17 protein-coding genes are annotated in these 20,065 nt (G+C 70.7%); 9 read left to right on the forward strand and 8 right to left on the reverse strand.

Annotation, left to right across the window (positions count from 1 at the left end):
* Window positions 1-26: 26 nt before the first annotated feature.
* Together AB5J56_RS25130 and AB5J56_RS25135 are read right to left on the reverse strand one after the other, a co-directional pair.
* Window positions 27-515 carry a hypothetical protein gene (locus AB5J56_RS25130; RefSeq protein ID WP_369235189.1) on the reverse strand — a complete coding sequence of 163 codons (489 nt, stop codon included), beginning with the start codon at window positions 513-515 and terminating at the stop codon, window positions 27-29.
* Between the two features lie 61 nt (window positions 516-576).
* The gene (locus AB5J56_RS25135) at window positions 577-2,001 is read right to left on the reverse strand and encodes an MFS transporter (RefSeq protein ID WP_369235191.1); all 1,425 of its coding nucleotides are present in this window, start codon (window positions 1,999-2,001) and stop codon (window positions 577-579) included.
* A gap of 469 nt (window positions 2,002-2,470) precedes the next feature.
* On the opposite strand from AB5J56_RS25135, the gene AB5J56_RS25140 reads away from it, so the two are divergent.
* The 4 genes from AB5J56_RS25140 (at window position 2,471) to AB5J56_RS25155 (ending at window position 8,826) form a co-directional block, all read left to right on the forward strand.
* Window positions 2,471-3,397, forward strand: a complete 927-nt coding sequence (locus AB5J56_RS25140) for a DUF3027 domain-containing protein (protein WP_369235193.1) — start codon at window positions 2,471-2,473, stop codon at window positions 3,395-3,397.
* 187 nt (window positions 3,398-3,584) lie between these two features.
* Window positions 3,585-6,710, forward strand: a complete 3,126-nt coding sequence (locus tag AB5J56_RS25145; RefSeq protein ID WP_369235195.1) for a sacsin N-terminal ATP-binding-like domain-containing protein — start codon at window positions 3,585-3,587, stop codon at window positions 6,708-6,710.
* A gap of 244 nt (window positions 6,711-6,954) precedes the next feature.
* Complete coding sequence (locus AB5J56_RS25150; RefSeq protein WP_369235197.1) at window positions 6,955-7,722, forward strand: calcium-binding protein; 768 nt, start codon at window positions 6,955-6,957, stop codon at window positions 7,720-7,722.
* A 237-nt stretch (window positions 7,723-7,959) separates the two neighbouring features.
* Window positions 7,960-8,826 carry a hypothetical protein gene (locus AB5J56_RS25155; protein ID WP_369235199.1) on the forward strand — a complete coding sequence of 289 codons (867 nt, stop codon included), beginning with the start codon at window positions 7,960-7,962 and terminating at the stop codon, window positions 8,824-8,826.
* Between the two features lie 22 nt (window positions 8,827-8,848).
* On the opposite strand, the gene AB5J56_RS25160 is transcribed toward AB5J56_RS25155, so the two are convergent.
* Window positions 8,849-11,254 (reverse strand): HAD-IC family P-type ATPase, encoded by a 2,406-nt coding sequence (locus tag AB5J56_RS25160; protein ID WP_369235201.1) that lies wholly within the window; start codon window positions 11,252-11,254, stop codon window positions 8,849-8,851.
* A gap of 112 nt (window positions 11,255-11,366) precedes the next feature.
* Complete coding sequence (locus AB5J56_RS25165) at window positions 11,367-11,645, reverse strand: DUF2530 domain-containing protein (protein WP_369235203.1); 279 nt, start codon at window positions 11,643-11,645, stop codon at window positions 11,367-11,369.
* A gap of 281 nt (window positions 11,646-11,926) precedes the next feature.
* On the opposite strand from AB5J56_RS25165, the gene AB5J56_RS25170 reads away from it, so the two are divergent.
* Window positions 11,927-13,378: an NCS2 family permease gene (locus AB5J56_RS25170; protein WP_369235205.1), complete on the forward strand. Its 1,452-nt coding sequence runs from the start codon at window positions 11,927-11,929 to the stop codon at window positions 13,376-13,378.
* A gap of 45 nt (window positions 13,379-13,423) precedes the next feature.
* Here the strand turns inward: AB5J56_RS25170 and AB5J56_RS25175 are convergent, their stop codons facing one another.
* Window positions 13,424-13,612 (reverse strand): ribbon-helix-helix protein, CopG family, encoded by a 189-nt coding sequence (locus AB5J56_RS25175; protein WP_369235207.1) that lies wholly within the window; start codon window positions 13,610-13,612, stop codon window positions 13,424-13,426.
* A 149-nt stretch (window positions 13,613-13,761) separates the two neighbouring features.
* Between AB5J56_RS25175 and AB5J56_RS25180 the strand changes: the two genes are divergently transcribed.
* From AB5J56_RS25180 to thpR, 3 genes are all read left to right on the forward strand, one after another.
* Window positions 13,762-14,199, forward strand: a complete 438-nt coding sequence (locus AB5J56_RS25180; RefSeq protein WP_369235209.1) for a MarR family winged helix-turn-helix transcriptional regulator — start codon at window positions 13,762-13,764, stop codon at window positions 14,197-14,199.
* A 65-nt stretch (window positions 14,200-14,264) separates the two neighbouring features.
* A complete protein-coding gene (locus AB5J56_RS25185) occupies window positions 14,265-15,632 on the forward strand; it encodes an MFS transporter (RefSeq protein ID WP_369235211.1) in 1,368 nt (455 codons plus the stop codon).
* Between the two features lie 94 nt (window positions 15,633-15,726).
* Entirely contained in the window at window positions 15,727-16,299 is a 573-nt protein-coding gene (gene thpR, locus AB5J56_RS25190; RefSeq protein WP_369235213.1) for an RNA 2',3'-cyclic phosphodiesterase, read from the forward strand.
* Between the two features lie 132 nt (window positions 16,300-16,431).
* Here thpR and AB5J56_RS25195 read toward each other — a convergent pair whose 3' ends face one another.
* From AB5J56_RS25195 to AB5J56_RS25205, 3 genes are all read right to left on the reverse strand, one after another.
* Window positions 16,432-17,424: an aldo/keto reductase gene (locus AB5J56_RS25195; RefSeq protein WP_369235215.1), complete on the reverse strand. Its 993-nt coding sequence runs from the start codon at window positions 17,422-17,424 to the stop codon at window positions 16,432-16,434.
* 50 nt (window positions 17,425-17,474) lie between these two features.
* On the reverse strand, window positions 17,475-18,059 hold the full coding sequence (locus AB5J56_RS25200; RefSeq protein ID WP_369235217.1) for a Uma2 family endonuclease: 585 nt from the start codon (window positions 18,057-18,059) through the stop codon (window positions 17,475-17,477).
* A gap of 87 nt (window positions 18,060-18,146) precedes the next feature.
* Window positions 18,147-18,830, reverse strand: coding sequence for an SGNH/GDSL hydrolase family protein (locus AB5J56_RS25205; protein ID WP_369242759.1), 684 nt, complete (start codon window positions 18,828-18,830; stop codon window positions 18,147-18,149).
* A 134-nt stretch (window positions 18,831-18,964) separates the two neighbouring features.
* Here AB5J56_RS25205 and AB5J56_RS25210 point away from each other — a divergent pair, with 134 nt between their 5' ends.
* A complete protein-coding gene (locus tag AB5J56_RS25210) occupies window positions 18,965-19,945 on the forward strand; it encodes a WD40 repeat domain-containing protein (protein ID WP_369242761.1) in 981 nt (326 codons plus the stop codon).
* Window positions 19,946-20,065: the final 120 nt, after the last annotated feature.

The following is a 20,065-nucleotide window of genomic DNA, read 5'->3' on the forward strand; positions in this document are numbered from 1 at the left end:
GAGGCAGATCCGGGACCGGGGGCGGATCAGGCGTCCGCGTTCTGGAGCTTGAAGTTCCACACGCCGTTGAACTTCGTGCCGGCCTTGTTCTGCTGAACGATGCTGATGTACAGCGTCTTCGGGGCGGCCTGGCCCTGCTGGTCGGCGAAGAGGTCGACGCCCTCGAAGGAGTAGTACGTCTTCTTGTACGGGTTCGTGGCCTGCTGCCCGTTGATCCACAGGGCCCAGCCGTCGTCCGCGATCTTCGGGTCGACGCCGATGCGCAGCGTCTCGCCCTGCGAGACCTTGATGGTCTCGGACGACTTCTTCAGGGCGCACTTGGTGGCCTTGGCGCGGCCGATGTCGTCGCCGTCTTCGTAGCAGGTGGCCTCGGCACTCACCGAGTTCTTGCCGACCGTCACAGTGGCGCGCGGGGTCGGCTTGTCGCAGGCCGACAGGACGAGGAGTCCGGCGCTGACGGCACCGGCGGCAGCCAGGGTGCGGCGGTGGCGCACAAAGAAACGCTGGGAGGTCATGCGCGAAGGCTATCGGGCACCTTCGGCGACGCCCCCACGTGGGGTACGGCGTGCCGTGAGGTCACGCCACCCGGGCGCGTGCCGATCCCCCGTGGCGGGCCGCCGCGAGCAGCCCCCGGACCGTGGTGAGCCACCCCGCGGCGACGATCGCGGCGGCCACCGAGAGGCCGAGCGTGCCGTTGAGGGGGAGCGCGATGCCGATGCCGCCGCCCAGCACCCAGGCCACCTGGAGCAGCGTCTCGGAACGTGCGAAGGCCGACGTACGGACGAGTTCGGGCACGTCCCGCTGGATCAGCGCGTCCAGCGACAGCTTGGCGAGGGCCTGCGCGAACCCGGCGACCGCGGTCAGACAGGCCACCAGGAACGCGCCGAAGAAGATGGCCGCCGTGATCGCGGCGCCGAGCACGAACGCCATGACCGTCACGACGATGATCTCCGGGGCGCGATTTCTCAGCGCCGCCCCGACCGCCGTGCCCAGTGCGTTGCCCACGCCCGCCGAGACGGCCACGATCCCGAGCGAGACCGCCGCGGTCTGGCCCGAGAGCGGGTGCTCGCGCAGCAGGAAGGCGAGGAAGAAGATAAGGAAGCCGGACAGACAGCGCAGCGACGCGTTGGCGGCGAGCGTGTGCGTGACCGCCGTACCGACCGTCCGCAGTCCGGGGCGTTTCAGCGATTTGCGGTGCGGCCCGTGCAGATGCTCCTCGTCCGCCGCGAGCAGCGCCGTGTCCTCTCCCTTGGCCGAGTCGACCTTCGGCGGCAGCGAGAACGACAGGAACATCCCCGCGACGAAGATCGCGAAGGCGCCGTAGAGCGGATAGCGCGGGCCGAGCGCCTGGAGCCCCGCCCCGACCGGCGCCGCGATCCCGGTGGCGAGCAGCCCGCCGAGGGTGACTCTGGAGTTCGCCCTCACCAGGGAGAACTTGGGTGGCAGCAGACGCGGTACGACGGCACTGCGGACCACGCCGTACGCCTTGGAGGCGACGAGCACGCCCAGCGCGGCGGGATACAGCTGGATGCTTCCGGTGACGACCGCACTGGAGAGGATCAGCGCGAGCAGGGCCCGCGCGAGCATCGCCGCCGCCATCGCGGCGCGGCGGCCGTGCGGCAGGCGGTCCAGGAGCGGGCCGATGACCGGGGCCAGCACCGTGAAGGGCGCCATGGTGATGCCGAGGTAGAGGGCGACGCGGCCGCGGGCCTCGTCGGTCGGCACGGAGAAGAACACCGTGGAGGCGAGCGCGACGGTGATCATGACATCGCCCGCGCCGTTCACCGCGTGCAGCTCGATCAGTTTCCCGAGCCCCGACTCGCCCGCCCCGTGCGCGTGCGTCGCCTTGCGGATGCCGCGCGCCGTGCCGGTCACCGGGAAGTGCAGGGCGCGGCCGACCGCACGGACGGACCCGCTCATCCGGCCCGTTCCGTTGTCCCTGCTGTTCCCCTTGGCCCCACCGATGCCGGTGGCTCCCTGGGGCGACCTCGCGCCTGCCACTCCGCCATAGTGCCCCGATATCGGCCTACGTAGTGCAGTTACCGCGTGTATAGGGACCGAGTGGCGTCGTGATGGGGCCGGGCGGAGTGCGGTGGACGGGCCGAGTCGGGCGGGTGGGTGGACAAATTTTTTTCGGGTACGGGCGAAGCCCGCAAAGCCTGCCGAGACGGGCGGCCGGGCGGGAAAACCCCGGCGCGAAGCGCCGAAACGTCCGCCTCCGGGCACCGGAAAGGCATCGGCAGCGCACGCCGGTGTGGGCCCAGGGGCCAGGAGAAGGTAGCGTGCGTAACGCGCCCGCGGCGGTTGTTCTCGGCCGCGCGCCTCTCGGCCATCCCGCAGAATGGATGGCGTAGGTGCGCCCGAGTGCGATCGGGGCGCGGACGTCGACGCGGCCCAACGGTCCGCTCCGTCCGCATCCCCGCCGAGGAATGGCGCACCCGTGAGACGGCGTAGGAGAGAAGCGATACCTGTGAGCGCAGCGACAACGCGAAGCCGCACCCCCGACCGCCTGTGCGCCGAGGCCGTCGACCTCGCCCGCACCGCAGCCGAGGAGGCTGCCGCACCCGGCGTGGTCGGCGCGCATGTGGGGCTGGTCTCCGAAGGAGACCGTGTTGTCACGCACTTCTTCGAGTGCAAGGAACTCGGCTACCGGGGCTGGCGCTGGGCCGTGACGGTCGCCCGCGCCTCCCGCGCGAAGATCGTCACCCTCGACGAGACGGTGCTGCTGCCCGGCTCCGACGCCCTCCTCGCTCCCGAGTGGGTGCCGTGGAGCGAGCGGCTGCGCCCCGGGGACATGGGCCCCGGCGACCTGCTGCCGACCGACGCCGAGGATCTGCGGCTGGAGCCCGGGTACTCCGGCGAGGACGAGCCCGCGCCGAACTCCGTGGTCTCCGAGGACATGGCCGAGCTGGTCGAGGCGGAGGACGCGGACGTCACCGCGGGAACGCCCGCGAGCCTGCCGGTCGTGCCGCGCCGCGGTTCGATCGCTGCCGTCGCCGAGGAACTCGGCTTCCGCCGTGCCCGCGTCCTGTCCCGCTACGGGCTCCATGTCGCGGCCGACCGCTGGGAGGAGTCGTACGGCCCCAAGACCGCGATGGCCCAGGCGGCGCCGGCGACGTGCGTCAGCTGTGGCTTCCTCAACCGGATCGGGGGCTCGCTCGGTCAGGCGTTCGGTGTCTGCGCCAACGAGTTCTCCCCGGCGGACGGCCGGGTCGTCTCCCTCTCCTACGGCTGCGGGGGCCACTCGGAGGCCGCGGTCATGCCCACGCCTCCGCGCCCGGCCCCTCCGGTGATCGACGAAACCCGAGTGGACCCCTTCCCCCTCCGCCCCTCCCCGGACTCCGGCTCGGTCTCGCTGACGACGGACGACCCTTCGGCGGAGCTGGGCCACTCGTAACACCCGTAGCCGCTCACCCTGCGGGGGTGACCGGGGGCTGCCCGCCCACCCCGGCCGGGGCTGCCATATCGCCCCCGGCACGGGGAAGGCGCCCCAGAGGCACCCGGCGCCGCACGGTACCTTCATGCGGCGGCGCCCCACGCGACAGCGAAGTCGCGGTCGCGCCACGCGAGAGGGAGAGTGAGCTGTGAGCAAGTTCGTGCGGCCGGCAGCCGAGGGCGCGGACCCGTTCGGGACGGCGCGTCTGCGACGCGGTGTGCTGGACGCCTGGGCCACCAGCCCGGCCCGCTTCCGGGAGGACGCCAACGCCGAGGAGGACCTCGTCCTCGGCGGCTACCGCGACCGCCTGGTCGTCGAACTCGCCCAGAACGCCGCCGACGCCGCGGCCCGCGCGGGGGTCCCCGGACGCCTGCGCCTCACCCTCCGTGACGGCGTGCTCGCCGCCGCGAACACCGGCGCCCCCCTGGACGCGACCGGCGTCGAGTCCCTCTCCACGCTCCGCGCCTCCGCGAAGCGGGACGCCCCCGAGGGCGCCGTCGGCCGCTTCGGCGTCGGCTTCGCCGCCGTACTCGCCGTGAGTGACGAGCCCGCCGTCGTGGGCCGCCACGGCGGCGTCCGCTGGTCCCTCGCCGAGGCCCGCGAGCTGGCGGCGGACACCGCCCGGCACAGCCCCGGACTCGGCGACGAGATCCGCCGCCGCGACGGCCATGTGCCGCTGCTCCGGCTGCCGTTCGCGGCCGAGGGCACCGCCCCGGACCCGTACGACACGGTCGTCATCCTGCCGCTGCGCGACACCGCCGCCGAGGATCTCGCCGAACGGCTCCTGGAGCGCATCGACGACGCGCTGCTGCTCGCGCTCCCGGGACTCGAAGAGGTCGTCGTCGAGGTGGGGGACGCCGAGCCCCGCACCCTGCGGCGCCGTACCGAGGGCGACGGGAGCGCCGTCCTCGTCGAGGACTCCCGCGACGGCGGCACCCGCTGGCGCACCGTCTCCCGGGACGGCGCCCTCGACCCCGCCCTGCTCGCCGACCGCCCGGTCGAGGAGCGGCTGCGCCCGCACTGGTCGGTCACCTGGGCCGTACCGGTCGACTCCGACGGATCCCCGGCCCGGCCCCGCACCAGCCCCGTCGTGCACGCCCCCACGCCCAGCGAGGAAGCGCTCGGCGTGCCCGCGCTGCTCATCGCGTCCCTGCCGCTCGACACCACGCGCCGGCACGCCGCGCCCGGACCGCTGACCGACTTCGTCGTGCAGCGCGCGGCGGACGCGTACGCCGAACTGCTCGCCGCCTGGCGGCCGGTGGGCGCCGGGATCATCGACCTGGTGCCCGGACCGCTGGGCAAGGGCGAGCTGGACGGCTCGCTGCGCCAGGCGATCCTGGACCGGCTGCCGCGCACCGCGTTCCTGCCGCCCGCTGTCGCGCCCGGCGACGACGCCGATCTGCCCGAGGTGCTGCGCCCGCGCGACGCGGAGGTCGTCGAGGGCGCAGGGTCCGACACCGTGCGCGTCCTCGCCGAGGTGCTGCCCAGCCTGCTCCCCGCCGGGCTCGAACGCCGGGTGGAACTGCGGACGTTGGACGTCGCCCGGGTCCCGCTGACCGAGGCCGTCGACCGGCTGGCCGGCCTGGAGAAGGAGCCCGGCTGGTGGTGGCGGCTCTACGACAGCCTCGCCGGAGTCGATCCCGACCGGCTCTCCGGGCTGCCCGTGCCGCTCGCCGACGGCCGGACGACGATCGGGCCGCGCCAGGTGCTGCTGCCCACCGCCGACGACACCCAGGCCGCTCCCGAGGCGCTCGCCCGACTCGGCCTCAAGGTCGCCCACCCGGACGCCGCCCACCCGCTCCTGGAGAAGCTGGGCGCCCTCCCGGCCACCCCCCGCGCCGTCCTCACCACCCCCCAGGTGCGGGCCGCCGTGGCCGCCTCCCTCGACGACGAGGGCACGGCCTGGGACCAGGACGGGCCGGACGCCGAGGAGTTGGCGGAGACCGTCCTCGCCCTCGTACGGGACGCGGGCCTGCAGCCGGGTGACGAGCCCTGGCTCGGTGCGCTCGCCCTCCCCGACGAGGAGGGGGAGCCCGCTCCCGCCGGTGAACTCGTCCTGCCCGGCAGCCCCTTCGCCCAGGTCATGCGCGAGGACGAACTCGCCTTCGTCGACGAGGAATGGGCCGCCCGCTGGGGCGAACAGCCCCTCGCCGCCTGTGGTGTTCTCGCGAACTTCGCCCTCGTCCGCACCACCGACGTCGTCCTCGACCCGGACGAACTGGAGCCGCGTGACTCCGACTTCGCCGAACCCGACGACGCCGGGCTGCTCGACGCGGTCGACGTGTGGTGCGAGGACGTCCTCGACCGGCTGCCCGACACGCCCGTCCCGCCCGTCGCCACCGAGATCGTCGCCGTACGGGATCTCGATCTCGTGGACGACGACCGGTGGCCGCAGGCCCTCGCCCTGCTCGGACAGCCTCCGCTGCGCGACGCCCTCACCGAGCCGGTGCGGATCCTGCTGCCGGACGGGACCCACGAGATCGTCAGGTCCTACACCGCCTGGTGGCTGCGCGACCACCCCGTGCTGGACGGACGGCGGCCCGCCGGGCTGCGCGCCGCGGGCGGCGACCCGCTGCTGCACGGGCTGTACGACGCCGCCGACGCCACCGGCTTCGACGACGAGCAGGTCCTGCGGGCGCTGGGCGTGCGCACCTCGGTGGCCGCCCTCCTCGACGAACCCGGCGGCGCCGCCGAGCTGCTCGACCGGCTCGCCGACCCGGACCGCACCGTGGGCTCCGCCCAACTCCACGCCCTCTACGCCGCGTTGGCCGACCTCGATCCCGAACAGGTGACCCTGCCGGATGAGTTGCGGGCCGTCGTCGACGGGCAGATCGTGGTCGTGGACGCGCGCGACGCCGTGGTCGTCGACTCGCCCGACCTGCTTCCCTTCACGGCCGGGATGCCGCTGCTTCCCGTACCGCCGTCGCGGGCCGGTGATCTCGCCGAGCTGTTCCAGGTGCGGCGGCTGAGCGAGTCGGTGACCGGCGAGGTGACGTCGCAGGGCGCCGAGCACGACGTGCCGGAGCCGGTGCGGGTGCTGCTCGGGCGGTCGACACCCGCGTCGTACGTCGAACACGAGGAACTCGTCGTCGACGGCACCGAACTCGACTGGCGCCGCACCCGGGACGGGGTGCTGCACGCCGCCACCCTGGAGGGCGTCGCCGCCGGACTCGCCTGGGCGGCCGGGCAGTGGCCGCGCCGCTTCGAGGTCGCCGCGCTGCTGGAGGACCCGTCCCGGACCGAGGAGTTGGCGCGGGACCGCTGGTTCGACTGAGTGCCCATGGGTGCGGATGACCGGGGGACTGCGACCTCGAAGGGGGTGGACGAGCCCCCTGAGTCCCATCAGCCCCTTCGGGTTCCATGAATCCCGCATATTTTGTTCACCGTTCGTACAACCATTCACATGCGTCGTGAATCTGATCACGTGAGCCAACAGGCTCCACGATCACTTGTGCCCCGACGTGACCGCGAGTCGCAGGAGACGGTCACGGCCGGGGCCCCTTCCTCTTGGGGAACGCATGCGCATACGAGCCACCGTGGCCGTCGCCTCCGGCGCTCTGGCCCTCTCCGCCTTCGCCGTCCCGGCCGCGCAGGCCACCGGGTCGGACGGCGGGTCCGGCGACACCAGGATCACCAAGGTCGTCGTCGACGGTGACAACAAGGCCTCCGTGGGTGTCTCCGACCCGAAGACCATCAAGGTCAGCGTGACGGCCACGGACGACTCGGGCATCGCGGGCGCCGAGGCGTTCTCGATGGTGGGCCCGGGCTACGGCTTCCTGGAGACCGGCAAGCCGGTCTGCACGGCGTCCAGCGCCACCACCTCCACCTGCACCGCCTCGGTGCTGGTGGACCCGAAGACCGACTACCTCAGCAACGCCTCGGCCGGCACCTGGTACGTCGACGCGTGGATCGACGCCAACGACGGCGACTACATCTGGAAGGAGAAGGCCGGGTCCTTCAACTTCCAGCGCGCCTCGAAGCTCACGGTCAACGCCTCGCCGGAGCCGGTGACCAAGGGCAGGACCCTCACGGTCACGGGCAAGCTGTCCCGCGCCAACTGGGAGACCCTCTCCTACAAGGGCTACACCAACCAGTCGGTGAAGCTGCAGTTCCGCAAGGCGGGCACCAGCACGTACAGCACCGTCAAGACCATCACGTCCAACTCCACGGGCGACCTGAAGACCACCACCACCGCCAACTACGACGGCTACTGGCGCTTCAGCTTCGCGGGCACCACGACCACCCCGGCGGTCAGCGCCACGGGCGACTACGTCGACGTGCGATAGGACGCGCGGAGCTGATCCGCACCGGCCCCGGGACCTCCCGGGGCCGGGCGTTTCCCCGCAGCTCACCAACGGTTCGTAATGCCGATACAAAATTCCGCACCATCCGTACAACCAGTCACGTGGGTCGCGAATCTGATCACGTGAGCCAACAGGCTCCACGATCACTTGGGCCCCCCGCCGACGACGAACCGCGAGGAACGACCAGCGCCGGGGCCCCTTTCTCCACTTGGGGAACGCATGCGCATACGTGCCACTGTGGCCGCCGTCTCCGGCGCCCTGGCTCTCTCCGCCTTCGTCGTGCCGGCCGCGCAGGCCGACAACGCCGCCCCGTCGTACAAGGCTGAGGCCTCGAAGGTGCTCGGCACCTCCGGCAAGACCGCGTTCAGCGCCACCACCGACACGGCGGACCTGGGCGTCACCTTCTCGAACCTCAAGATCGCCAGTGCGGTCAAGGTCGGGACGACCAACCACGTCTCCACCACGGTCACCTACACGCTGACCCACGGCGCCGACTACGTCCTCAACTCGGACGACTACGACAACGGCCCGCTCATCTACAAGGGTTCCGCCGACGCCCCCGACAACATGCTGTTCGGCGACGACGCGGCCACCTGCACCGCCACCTCGACGACGACGGCCAGCTGCAAGGGCCTCATCGACATCTACCCCGCCGACGGCGAGCTGCTCAACTCCGACTCGGGCACCTGGTCGGCCGGGGCCGTGGCACTCCAGTACAGCACCGACGACAGCTCGGCGACCTTCGGCCTCGGCAGCACCAAGGTCCAGCGCTACTCCAAGCTGACGGTCAACGCGGGCCCGGAGCCGGTCACCAAGGGCCGGACCATCACCTCCACCGGCAAGCTCTCGCGCGCCAACTGGGAGGACAACCTCTACCACGGCTACACCAACCAGCCGGTCAAGCTGCAGTTCCGCAAGGCGGGCACCAGCACGTACACCACCGTCAAGACGGTGACGTCGGACTCCACGGGCAACGTGAAGGCCACCGCCACCGCCGCCTCCGACGGCTACTGGCGCTTCAGCTTCGCCGGCACCACGACCACCCCGGCGGTCAACGCCACGGGTGACTACGTCGACGTGCGCTGACACACCCCGGGCCGTACAGGCCCTAGGCAGGAAAGCGGCGGTCGACCAGCTTCCACAGGAGCTCCAGGGCGACCGCCGCCACGGCCGCGATGCCCACCGCGATCCACGGCATCGTCACGCCGACCAGCTTCAGCGCGAAGAAGTGCTGGAGCCCGGGCACGACCAGCACCAGCAGGAACGCGGCGCCCATCGAGGCCACCAGCACGACCCGCCACCAGGTGTACGGCCGCGCGATGATCGCCAGCACCCACATGGAGATCAGGAAGAGCGTGAGCGTCGCCGCACTGGTCTCCGCGGCCAACGAGCCCTTGCCCGTGTAGTAGTGACGGGCGATCAGGTACGTGACGAAGGTGGCGACCGCCGCCACGACGCCGCCCGGGATCGAGTAGCGCATCACCCGCCGTACGAAGTGGGGTTTCGCGCGCTCCTTGTTGGGCGCGAGAGCCAGGAAGAACGCCGGGACGCCGATCGTCAGGGTCGACAGCAGTGTCAAGTGGCGGGGCAGGAACGGGTATTCGACCTGCCAGCACACCACCAGGACCGCCAGCAGCACCGAGTAGACCGTCTTCACCAGGAAGAGCGTCGCGACCCGGGTGATGTTGCCGATGACCCTGCGACCCTCCGCGACCACCGAAGGCAGCGTCGCGAAGCTGTTGTTGAGCAGCACGATCTGGGCGACCGCCCGGGTGGCCTCCGAGCCCGACCCCATCGACACGCCGATGTCGGCGTCCTTCAGGGCCAGTACGTCGTTCACGCCGTCGCCCGTCATCGCCACCGTGTGACCGCCCGACTGGAGCGCGCCCACCATGTCCCGCTTCTGCTGCGGGGTGACCCGCCCGAACACCGTGCCCTCGTCCAGCGCGAGCGCCATCTCCCGCTGGTCGGCGGGCAGCCCGCGCGCGTCCACCGTCTCGCCGACGAGCCCGAGCTTCCCGGCCACCGCGCCCACCGACACCGCGTTGTCGCCGGAGATCACCTTCGCCTTGACGTCCTGCTCGGCGAAGTAGCGCAGGGTTTCCGCCGCGTCCGGGCGCAGCCGCTGCTCAAGGACGACCAGCGCGGTGGGCCGGGCGGCTTCCCTGGCTTCGGGATCGTCGAGGTCCTTCGGGGTGCGGGCGAGCAGCAGCACCCGCAGCCCCGCCTCGTTGAGCCGCTCCGTCTCGGCGAGCGCGGGGTCGTCGGAGGCCAGAAGTACGTCGGGGGCGCCGAGGAGCCAGGTGCTGTTCTCCCCGTTGCCCTCGCTGAAGGACGCCCCGCTGTACTTACGGGCCGAGGAGAAGGGCAGCGACTCCGTGCACCGCCAGTCCTCGCTGTCCGGGTAGGCGTCGATGATCGCCTTGAGGGAGGCGTTCGGCCGCGGGTCGGACTCGCCGAGCGAACCGAGGACCTTGCGTACGTAACTCTCGTCGGCGCCCTGGAGCGGCCGCAGCTCGGTGACGTCCATGCCGCCCTCGGTGAGCGTGCCCGTCTTGTCGAGGCAGACCGTGTCGATACGGGCGAGACCCTCGATGGCCGGCAGCTCCTGGACGAGGCACTGCTTGCGCCCGAGCCGGATCACCCCGATCGCGAAGGCGACGCTCGTCAGCAGCACCAGACCCTCCGGGACCATCGGCACGATCCCGCCGACCGTCCGCGCCACCGAGTCCTTGAAGTCGTGTCCCTTGACCACCAGCTGGCTGATGACCAGGCCGATCGCGGTCGGGATCATCATCCACGTCACGTACTTGAGGATCGTGGAGATACCGGTCCGCAGCTCGGAGTGGACCAGCGTGAAGCGGGAGGCCTCCTCGGCGAGCTGCACCGCGTACGCCTCCCGGCCCACCTTCGTCGCCGTGAACGCGCCGCCGCCCGCGACCACGAAGCTGCCCGACATCACCTGGTCCCCGGGATGCTTGACGACCGGGTCGGCCTCACCGGTCAGCAGTGACTCGTCGATCTCCAGACCGTCGGCCTCGACGCACTCGCCGTCCACGACGATCTTGTCGCCGGGCCCGATCTCGATCAGATCCCCGAGGACGATCTCGGAGGTGCTGATCGCCAGGGCGGTCCCGGCCCTGCGCACGGTCGGCTTCGCCTCACCGATCACCGCGAGCGAGTCCAGGGTCTGCTTGGCCCGCCACTCCTGGATGATCCCGATCCCGGTGTTGGCGATGATCACGTACCCGAACAGGCTGTCCTGGAACGGTGCCACGAACAGCATGACCAGCCAGAGCACACCGATGATCGCGTTGAACCGCGTGAAGACGTTGGCGCGGACGATCTCCGACAGTGAGCGGCTGCTGCGCACGGGGACGTCGTTCACCTCGCCGCGCGCGATCCGTTCGGCCACCTCGGCGGCGGACAGTCCGGTGGCCTGCCCGGGGGAGGGGTCGGGCAGGGGTACGGGATGCACAGGATCGAGTTCGGCGCCCGCGTCTATGTGCGTCATGGATTCGACGGTACGTGCGGAAATACGGCTTCACCTGCCGAGTGCCCCGAATATCCGACCAGGGGAGGAGGGGGAGGGGCCGGTGTGATGCCGTGGTCGTAGGGGAGGTGGGTCAATCCGCAGCGGGGGAGGGCCCGGCGTCCGCCTCCGCGGCGGCCCGCTTGAGCGCCGCGTCGCGCCCGCGGACGTACCAGACGCCGATCAGCCCGAGACCCCCGCCGGCCAGGCACGTCCACACCCACCAGGTGTGCCCGTGGTCGTCGAACCAGCCGTAGAACGGCAGCTGCACCAGGAAGAGGACGAACCAGAGGATCGTGCCGCCCGTGATGGTGGCGACGACGGGGCCCTCCAGGGGCTCCGGCGCCTCGTGCTTGGGGGTCCACTTCGCCATGTGCACAGCTTACGAGGGTCACCTCGCTGGTCACTCCCGGGCTGGACCGCCCTTGTATACCAAGGGTCTACGCGCGGAGATAGCGATTTCGCACTCATATGTTCATACTGAAACCGTCTGAGTATGGCCACTTGTGTTCGTACGAAACACCAACAGAAACCCGGGGGAAACCTGTTGGTGACCAACCGACCGCCAGACTCGATCATGTTCCCGCCCGGTGCGCCGACCCGCCCGGCGCCCGTACCGGCCCCAGCAAGGCCCCCGCACGTATGAGGTCCCGCATGCCCACCTCGGCCACCACCAAGGCCCCCGCGCCCGAGCAGCCGGAGTCCCGGCCCGCCAAGGGCGCTCTCGACCGCTATTTCAAGATCTCCGAGCGGGGCTCCAGCATCCCGCGCGAGATCCGCGGCGGCCTTGCCACCTTCTTCGCGATGGCCTACATCATCGTGCTGAACCCGATCATCCTGGGCAGCGCGAAGGACATGTACGGGCACCACCTCGACAACGGCCAGCTGGTCACCGCGACCGCCCTGACCGCCGCGTTCACCACGCTGCTCATGGGTGTCATCGGCAACGTGCCGATCGCGCTCGCCGCCGGTCTCGGCGTGAACACGGTCGTCGCGCTCCAGCTCGCGCCGCGCATGTCGTGGCCGGACGCCATGGGCATGGTGGTCCTCGCCGGCTTCGTCGTGATGCTCCTGGTCGCCACCGGCCTGCGCGAGCGCGTCATGAACGCCGTACCGCTCGGCCTGCGCAAGGGCATCTCGATCGGTATCGGCCTGTTCATCATGCTGATCGGCCTCGTCGACTCCGGCTTCGTCTCCCGCATCCCCGACGCCGCGCAGACCACGGTCCCGCTCCAGCTCGGCGCAGACGGCCACCTCAACGGCTGGCCCGTCCTGGTCTTCATCCTCGGCACGCTGCTCACGCTCGCGCTGATCGTGCGCAAGGTGCCGGGCGCGATCCTGATCTCCATCGTCACGATGACGGTGCTGGCGGTCGTCATCAACGCCGTCGCGACGATCCCCTCCTGGGGCCTGACCACCCCGAAGTGGCCCGGCAACCCGGTCGCCACCCCCGACTTCGGGCTGGTCGGCAAGGTCAGCCTCTTCGGCGGCTTCGACAAGGTCGGCGTCCTGACCGGCACCCTCTTCGTCTTCACCGTGCTGCTGTCGTGCTTCTTCGACGCGATGGGCACGATCATGGGCGTCAGCGACGAGGCCAAGCTGACCGACGCGCAGGGCAACATGCCCGGCATCAACAAGGTCCTCTTCGTCGACGGCATCGCGGTCGCGGCCGGCGGCGCCAGCTCCTCCTCCGCCACCACCTGCTTCGTGGAGTCCACCGCCGGAGTCGGCGAGGGCGCCCGCACCGGCTTCGCGAACGTCGTCACCGGCGGCCTCTTCGCGATCGCCCTCTTCCTGACCCCCGTCGCCACCATGGTCCCGTCGCAGGCCGCCACCCCCGCCCTGCTCGCGGTCGGCTTCCTGATCCTGGCCGGCTCGGTCAAGGAGATCGACTGGGCCGACTACACGATCGCCATCCCCGCCTTCGTCACGATGGTGATGATGCCGTTCACGTACTCGATCACGAACGGCATCGGCATGGGCTTCATCACCTTCGTGGTGCTGCGCCTCGCCGCCGGCCGCGGCCGCGAGATCCCGGTGGCCATGTACGTCGTGGCCGCGGTGTTCGGCTTCTACTACCTGATGCCGGCGCTGGGTCTGACCTGAGCCTTTGCCGGCTAAGGGGTCACGTGAGCCCATGGATCCCGGGGCTCACGTGACCCCGTAGAACTTCTCCGTCTCCTCGACCGCGGTCTGGAACCGCTCGTCGAAGTCATCGCGAATGAGCGTCCGGACGACATAGTCCTGGACGCTCATTCCCCTTTTGGAGGCATGGCCGCGGAGCCGTTCGAGCAGCTCCCCGTCTATCCGCAGGCTGAGCACGCTGGTCCCCATGTCCATGAGGGTCGCCGGGCCGTACCGACTGGTGGGTCACTTTCTGCCATCGGATCACTCATACGGGTGACGGAAGGGTTCAGTGAGGGGGGTCACGGGCATTTTGCGGGTGTCGCGGTGGTCTTTAGTCAGAGTAATGAGTTACGCTAAAGAACATGCCTGACCTCACCCATGGCGACAATGCCGCCGCCGTGAACTCTCTGCGCTCCGCAGTGATGCGCCTGTCGCGTCGACTCAAGCACCAGCGGGTCGACGAGTCGCTGAGCCCCACCGAGATGTCGGTGCTCGGCACCCTCGCCCGTTGCGGCACCGCCACGCCCGGCGAGCTCGCCCGCAAGGAGCATGTGCAGCCGCCCTCGATGACCCGCATCGTGGCGCTGCTGGAGAGCAAGGGCCTGGTCAGCCTCGAACCGCACCCCGAGGACCGGCGACAGAAGGTCGTCACCCAGACGGAGCGGGCCGAGGCGATGCTCGAGGAGAGCCGCCGCAAGCGCAACGCGTGGCTGGCCGGTCTGGTCGAGGCCCTCGACGAGGACGAGTGGGCGAAGCTCCGCGACGCGGCTCCCGTGCTCGAGAAGCTCGCGCATCTGTAGCTCGCGCCCCGGTAGGTCAGCCGTCACGTTCATCGCGCGCGCAACAAACAAGGAGGCGAGCACTTTTGAGTTCGGGATCCGGAGCAGACTCCGCCCCCGCACCAGCCACCCACGACTCCCCGCCCACCCCTGATCGTTCCTCGATGTTCAGCTCGCTGAAGATCCGGAACTACCGCCTGTTCTTCCTCGGCCAGGTCGTCTCCAACACCGGCACCTGGATGCAGCGCATCGCCCAGGACTGGCTGGTGCTGAGCCTCACCGGCTCCTCCGCCGCCGTCGGTATCACCACCGCGCTGCAGTTCCTGCCGATGCTGCTCTTCGGTCTCTACGGCGGTGTCCTCGTCGACCGGCTGCCCAAGCGCCCGACGCTGCTGGCCACCCAGGCCGCCATGGGCGTCACGGGCCTCGCGCTCGCCGCCCTCACCCTCTCGGGCCACGTCCAGGTCTGGCACGTCTACCTGGCCGCCTTCGCCGTAGGCCTCGCCACGGTCGTCGACAACCCCGCCCGTCAGTCGTTCGTCTCCGAGATGGTCGGCCCCGGGCAGCTGCAGAACGCGGTCAGCCTCAACTCCGCCAACTTCCAGTCCGCGCGCCTGGTCGGTCCCGCCGTCGCGGGCCTCATGATCACCGGCGTCGGCACGGGCTGGGCGTTCCTCTTCAACGGGCTGTCCTTCGTCGCCCCGATCGTCGGCCTGCTCCTGATGAGCGCCCGCGAACTGCACGTCGTCCAGCGCGCGCCGCGCGGCAAGGGCCAGCTCCGTGAGGGCCTGCACTACGTGGCGAGCCGTCCCGAGCTGATCTGGCCGATCGTCCTCATCGGCTTCATCGGCACGTTCGGCTTCAACTTCCCGGTCTGGCTCTCGGCGTACGCGGACGACGTCTTCCACGCGGGCGCCGGCGCCTACAGCCTCTTCAACACGCTGATGGCGATCGGCTCCCTGGCGGGCGCGCTGCTCGCCGCCCGGCGCGGCACGGCCCGGCTGCGGGTCCTGATCGCGGCGGCCGTGGCCTTCGGCATCCTCGAAGTGGTCGCCGCCATGGCCCCGTCCTTCTGGCTGTTCGCCCTGCTCATGGTGCCGATCGGGATGTTCGGCCTGACGGTCAACGTCACGGCGAACACCGCGGTCCAGATGGCCACCGACCCGGCCATGCGCGGCCGCGTCATGGCCCTGTTCATGATGGTCTTCATGGGCGGTACGCCCCTTGGCGCGCCCCTGGTCGGCTGGGTCACCGACGCCTACGGCCCGCGCGTCGGCTTCGTCCTCGGCGGTCTGGTGTCGGCGACGGCCGCGGTCACCGTCGGCCTGGTGCTGGCCCGCGTCGGCGGCCTGCGCCTGTCGGTCGGCTGGAACCACGGCCACCCGCACGCCCGCTTCGTACCGAAGGAGCCGACGGAGCAGCCGGAGCAGCGGGAGCTGGCGACGGCCGTGTGAGGGGTGACGTGACGCCGTTGCCGCCGCAGGCAGCGGCGTCACACCGGCCGGGACCACGGGCCCGGTGGTCCGTTTCCTGGCAGGGTGACCTCCCATGAGACTCTTCGCCGCGGTCCTGCCTCCCGAGGACGTGACCGCTGAACTCGCCCCGGTGGTGGCCGCGTTGCGGAAACAGCCCGGCGCCGACGAGCTGCGCTGGACCGGCCTGCCCGGCTGGCACTTCACGCTCGCCTTCTACGGGGAGGTCGAGGACGACGTCGTACCCGAACTGTCGGAGCGGCTGGCGCGGGCGGCGCGGCGCACGGAGCCGTTTCCGCTGGCCGTGCGGGGCGGCGGGCAGTTCGGCCACGGGCGCGCGCTGTGGGCGGGCGCCGAAGGGGACATCGGCGCGCTGCGGCTCCTTGCCGACCGTGCGGAGGCGGCGGCGCGGAAGGCGGGCGCGGCGATGGGCGAGCACCGCCGCTACAAGCCGCACCTGACGGTGGCCCGCAGCCGCGAGGCCCACGACACCGGGCCGTACGTCGAGGCCCTCGACGCCTTCACCGGCCGTACCTGGACGGTGGACGAGCTGTGCCTCGTCCGCAGCAAGCTGCCGAAGTCGGGGGTGCCGGGGGAGCAGCCGCGGTACGACACGGTCGGCTGCTGGCCGCTCGGGCACGCCGGTTAGGCTCGACCACGTGAACCCGAAGACCCGTAACCGGATCATGGCCGGTGTGCTCGTGCTGATGTTCGTCGTGGTGGCGCTGGCGGCGGCGGTCAGGTAACCGCCGACCGCCGCGCCCCACCTGCCCGGTCGGGGCTACCAGGCAAACGCCTCCGGAGACGGCCCCGGCCCCGGGAAGATCTCGTCGAGCGAGGTCAGCAGCTCCTCGCTCAGCTCCAGCTCGACGGCGCGCAGGGCGGAGTCGAGCTGCTCCGCGGTGCGCGGGCCGACGATGGGACCGGTGACCCCGGGCCGGGTCAGCAGCCAGGCGAGGGCCGCCTCGCCGGGCTCGATGCCGTGCTTGTCGAGCAGGTCCTCGTAGGCCTGGACCTGCGCGCGTACGGCGGGGTCGGTGAGCGAGTCCGCGGTCCGGCCGGAGGAGCGGCGTCCGCCCGTGACCTCCTTCTTGATGACCCCGCCCAGCAGCCCGCCGTGCAGCGGCGACCAGGGGATGACTCCGAGGCCGTACTCCTGCGCGGCCGGGATGACCTCCATCTCGGCGCGCCGCTCGGAGAGGTTGTACAGGCACTGCTCGCTGACGAGCCCGATGGTGCCGCCGCGCCGGGCGGCGATCTCGTTGGCCTGGGCGATCTTGTAGCCGGGGAAGTTGGAGGACCCGACGTAGAGGATCTTGCCCTGCTGGACGAGGGTGTCGATCGCCTGCCAGATCTCCTCGAAGGGAGTGCTCCGGTCGACGTGGTGGAACTGGTAGACGTCGATGTAGTCGGTCTGCAGCCGCTTCAGCGACGCGTCCACGGCCCGGCGGATGTTGAGGGCGGACAGCTTGTCGTGGTTGGGCCACGCCTCGCCTTCGGCGCCCATGTTGCCGTACACCTTGGTGGCCAGGACCACCTTGTCGCGGCGGTCACCGCCCTGGGCGAACCAGTTCCCGATGATCGATTCGGTACGGCCCTTGTTCTCGCCCCAGCCGTACACGTTCGCGGTGTCGAAGTAGTTGATGCCCGAGGCCAGCGCCGCGTCCATGATGGCGTGGCTGTCGGCCTCGTCGGTCTGCGGACCGAAGTTCATGGTGCCGAGGACGAGCCGGCTGACCTTGAGTCCCGTGCGTCCGAGCTGCGTGTACTTCATGGTTCACAAGCCAACGACGTGGAGTGCGCTCTAGGCAAGGGCGGAGGGGATCAGTCGCGGGGGAACGTGGCCGTGTCGAGGGTGAGGTCGAGGAGTGTGTGGGTCAGGTCGATCCGCTCGCCGAAGTCGAACCTGGACTCGGTGCGGTACTCACCGTCCTTGGGGTCGGTGAAGAGGTGGCAGCGGCCCTGGTAGGGATCGGCGATGAGGTAGACGGGGACGTCGGCCTGCGCGTACGCGGCCTTCTTCGGCCCGTAGTCGTTCATACCGGTCCCGCGGGAGATGACCTCGGCGACGAACTCGACGTCCTCGTGGCACCAGCCGCGCTCCGGGTCGCGTTCCGCATCGTCACGCAGCTTCATCACGTCGGGGCAGAAGCCGTTCTCGAAGCCGGGGAAGTCGATGCGCACATCCGACCTCACCTTGACGTCCATCCCGAACCTGTCCTCCAGCGCCCGGATGATCCTGCGAATGATCTCAAAGTGTGTGTCCCGCTGCGGCACCATATGGACGGCCCCCTCGACGACCTCGGCCTTGATTCCTTCGGGGACCACCCGCTCCAGTAGCTCGAACCACTCGTCGAGGTGCTGGGCGTTGTCGTCGGCCATCGCGATCCTGTCTTCAAGGACGGTCATCGTGGCGCTCCGCCCCGGCCGCTCCCGGTCGAGTGCAGCCGCGCAGTACAACGATACGCACGGTGACCGGGCAACGCCGGGAATCGGTCAGGCGGTTCCGGCCGTGTACGGCTCGCCCAGGTCCCAGGCCTGGTACATCGCCTCCGCGAAACCCTCCGCGATCTTGTGCTCGCCGCTCGCGTTCGGGTGCGTGCCGTCGTACGTGTCGAAGTCGACGTCGTACGACGGCGGGGGCGAGGCCAGCAGCAGCGGGGAGCGGGGTTCGTCGAGGTCGGCGACGGCCTTGGCGAGCAGCTCGTTGAAGGCGGCGACCTCGGCGGCGAACGGGGCGTCCGTCTCGGCGCGCACGTTCGGTATCACCGGGAGCACGACCATGCGCACGCGCGGGTTCGCCGCGCGGGCCTCGGCGATGAAGGTGCGCATGTTCTCCGCGGTCTGCCGGGCGTTCGTGTAGAAGCCCAGGTCGATCAGGCCGAGGGCGACCAGCAGGACGTCCGCGCGCTGCGAGCGCACCGCGTCGCCGATCAGCGGGGCCATGTGCAGCCAGCCCTCGCCCCAGCCGGCCAGGTGGGCGCGGGGAAAGTCCGGGTCCGCGTACTCGTACGACGTCGGGGCGTCCAGCGCCTTGTCGTAGAGCGTCTCGCGCGGGCCGACGATCCGGAACGGACCCCCGTACGTCGCGCGCAGGTGCTGCCACATCCGGTATCGCCATGTGTGTTCGCCCGCGCTACCGATCGTCTGGGAGTCGCCGACGGGCATGAACCTGAGCATCCGCACATCATCGTCGATCAGTGCGAGGGGCACGGGCGGCCGGGGTGTGAGGCTGGACACGCGGTCCGCCCTGTCTTCCCGGGGCGACCCGCGAACTCCCGGGCAGTGCGGGATGGCAGGCTTGGCGCATGCGCATGCGCCGATCGTTTCCGTTCCTCGCCGGGGCCGCCCTCGTCGTCGCGCTGGCGGCGCCCACCGCCGTCGCCGCCGACGGGGACGAGGGGTTCACCATCAAGGATCCCCGGATCACCGAGTCCAGCGGACTCGCCGCCTCGCATGCCCACCCCGGCATCTACTGGACGCACAACGACAGCGACGACGGACCGTACCTGTACGCCGTCGACAGCAGCAGCGGCGAGACCGTCGCCCGGATCACGATGACCGGCGTCGGCAGGCCCCGCGACGTCGAGGCCATCTCCATCGGCCCCGACGGCGACCTCTACGTAGGGGACATCGGCGACAACCTCGGCGGCAAGTGGTCCTATGTGTGGGTCTACAAGCTGCCCGAGCCGAAGGTGCTCAAGGACCAGACGATCCGTGCCACGCAGTACGTCGTGAAGTACGCGGACGGGGCCCGGGACGCGGAGGCGCTGATGGTGCACCCGAAGACCGGGCGGGTCTACATCGTCTCCAAGAACGAGGACGGCGGCGGCCTCTACGAAGCGCCGGCGCAGCTGACCACCTCCGGCACCAACGTCTTCAAGCGCATCGCCGACATCGACCTGTGGACCACCGACGCGGCTTTCTCGCCCGACGGCAAACAGCTCGCCGTACGCGGGTACTTCGGCGGGATCGCCTACCAGTGGAAGGACGGCAGGCCCAAGCGGCAGGGCCGGCTGAACGTCCCGCTCCAGAGGCAGGGCGAGTCCGTCACCTATACCGCCGACGGCTCCGAGCTGATGTACGGCTCCGAGGGCACGAACAGCGAGGTGACGGCGGAGAGCGTGCCCGGCGGCGGCAGCGGGGGCAACTCGTCGTCCAAGGGCGGCGGTTCGGACTCCGCGGGCGGGAGCGGGGGCGGCGGCATGAACGCCAACTTCAAGGTCGGCGCGCTCGCCCTCGCCGTAGCCCTGGCCCTGGTGTTCGGCCTGAAGCGGCTGCTCCGCAGGGACTGAGGGGCTCCTGCTCGTGCCCCTGCTTTCTGCCCCTGCTCCGCCGGTGGCGCCTCCGTGCAGGCGCTGATCGTCCCGATTGTCACGCGGAGGCTTGACGTGTTCATGCGTGCGGTCTTCCAT

Origin of the sequence: Streptomyces sp. R21 (assembly GCF_041051975.1) — a bacterium.
Classification (GTDB): Bacteria; Actinomycetota; Actinomycetes; order Streptomycetales; family Streptomycetaceae; genus Streptomyces.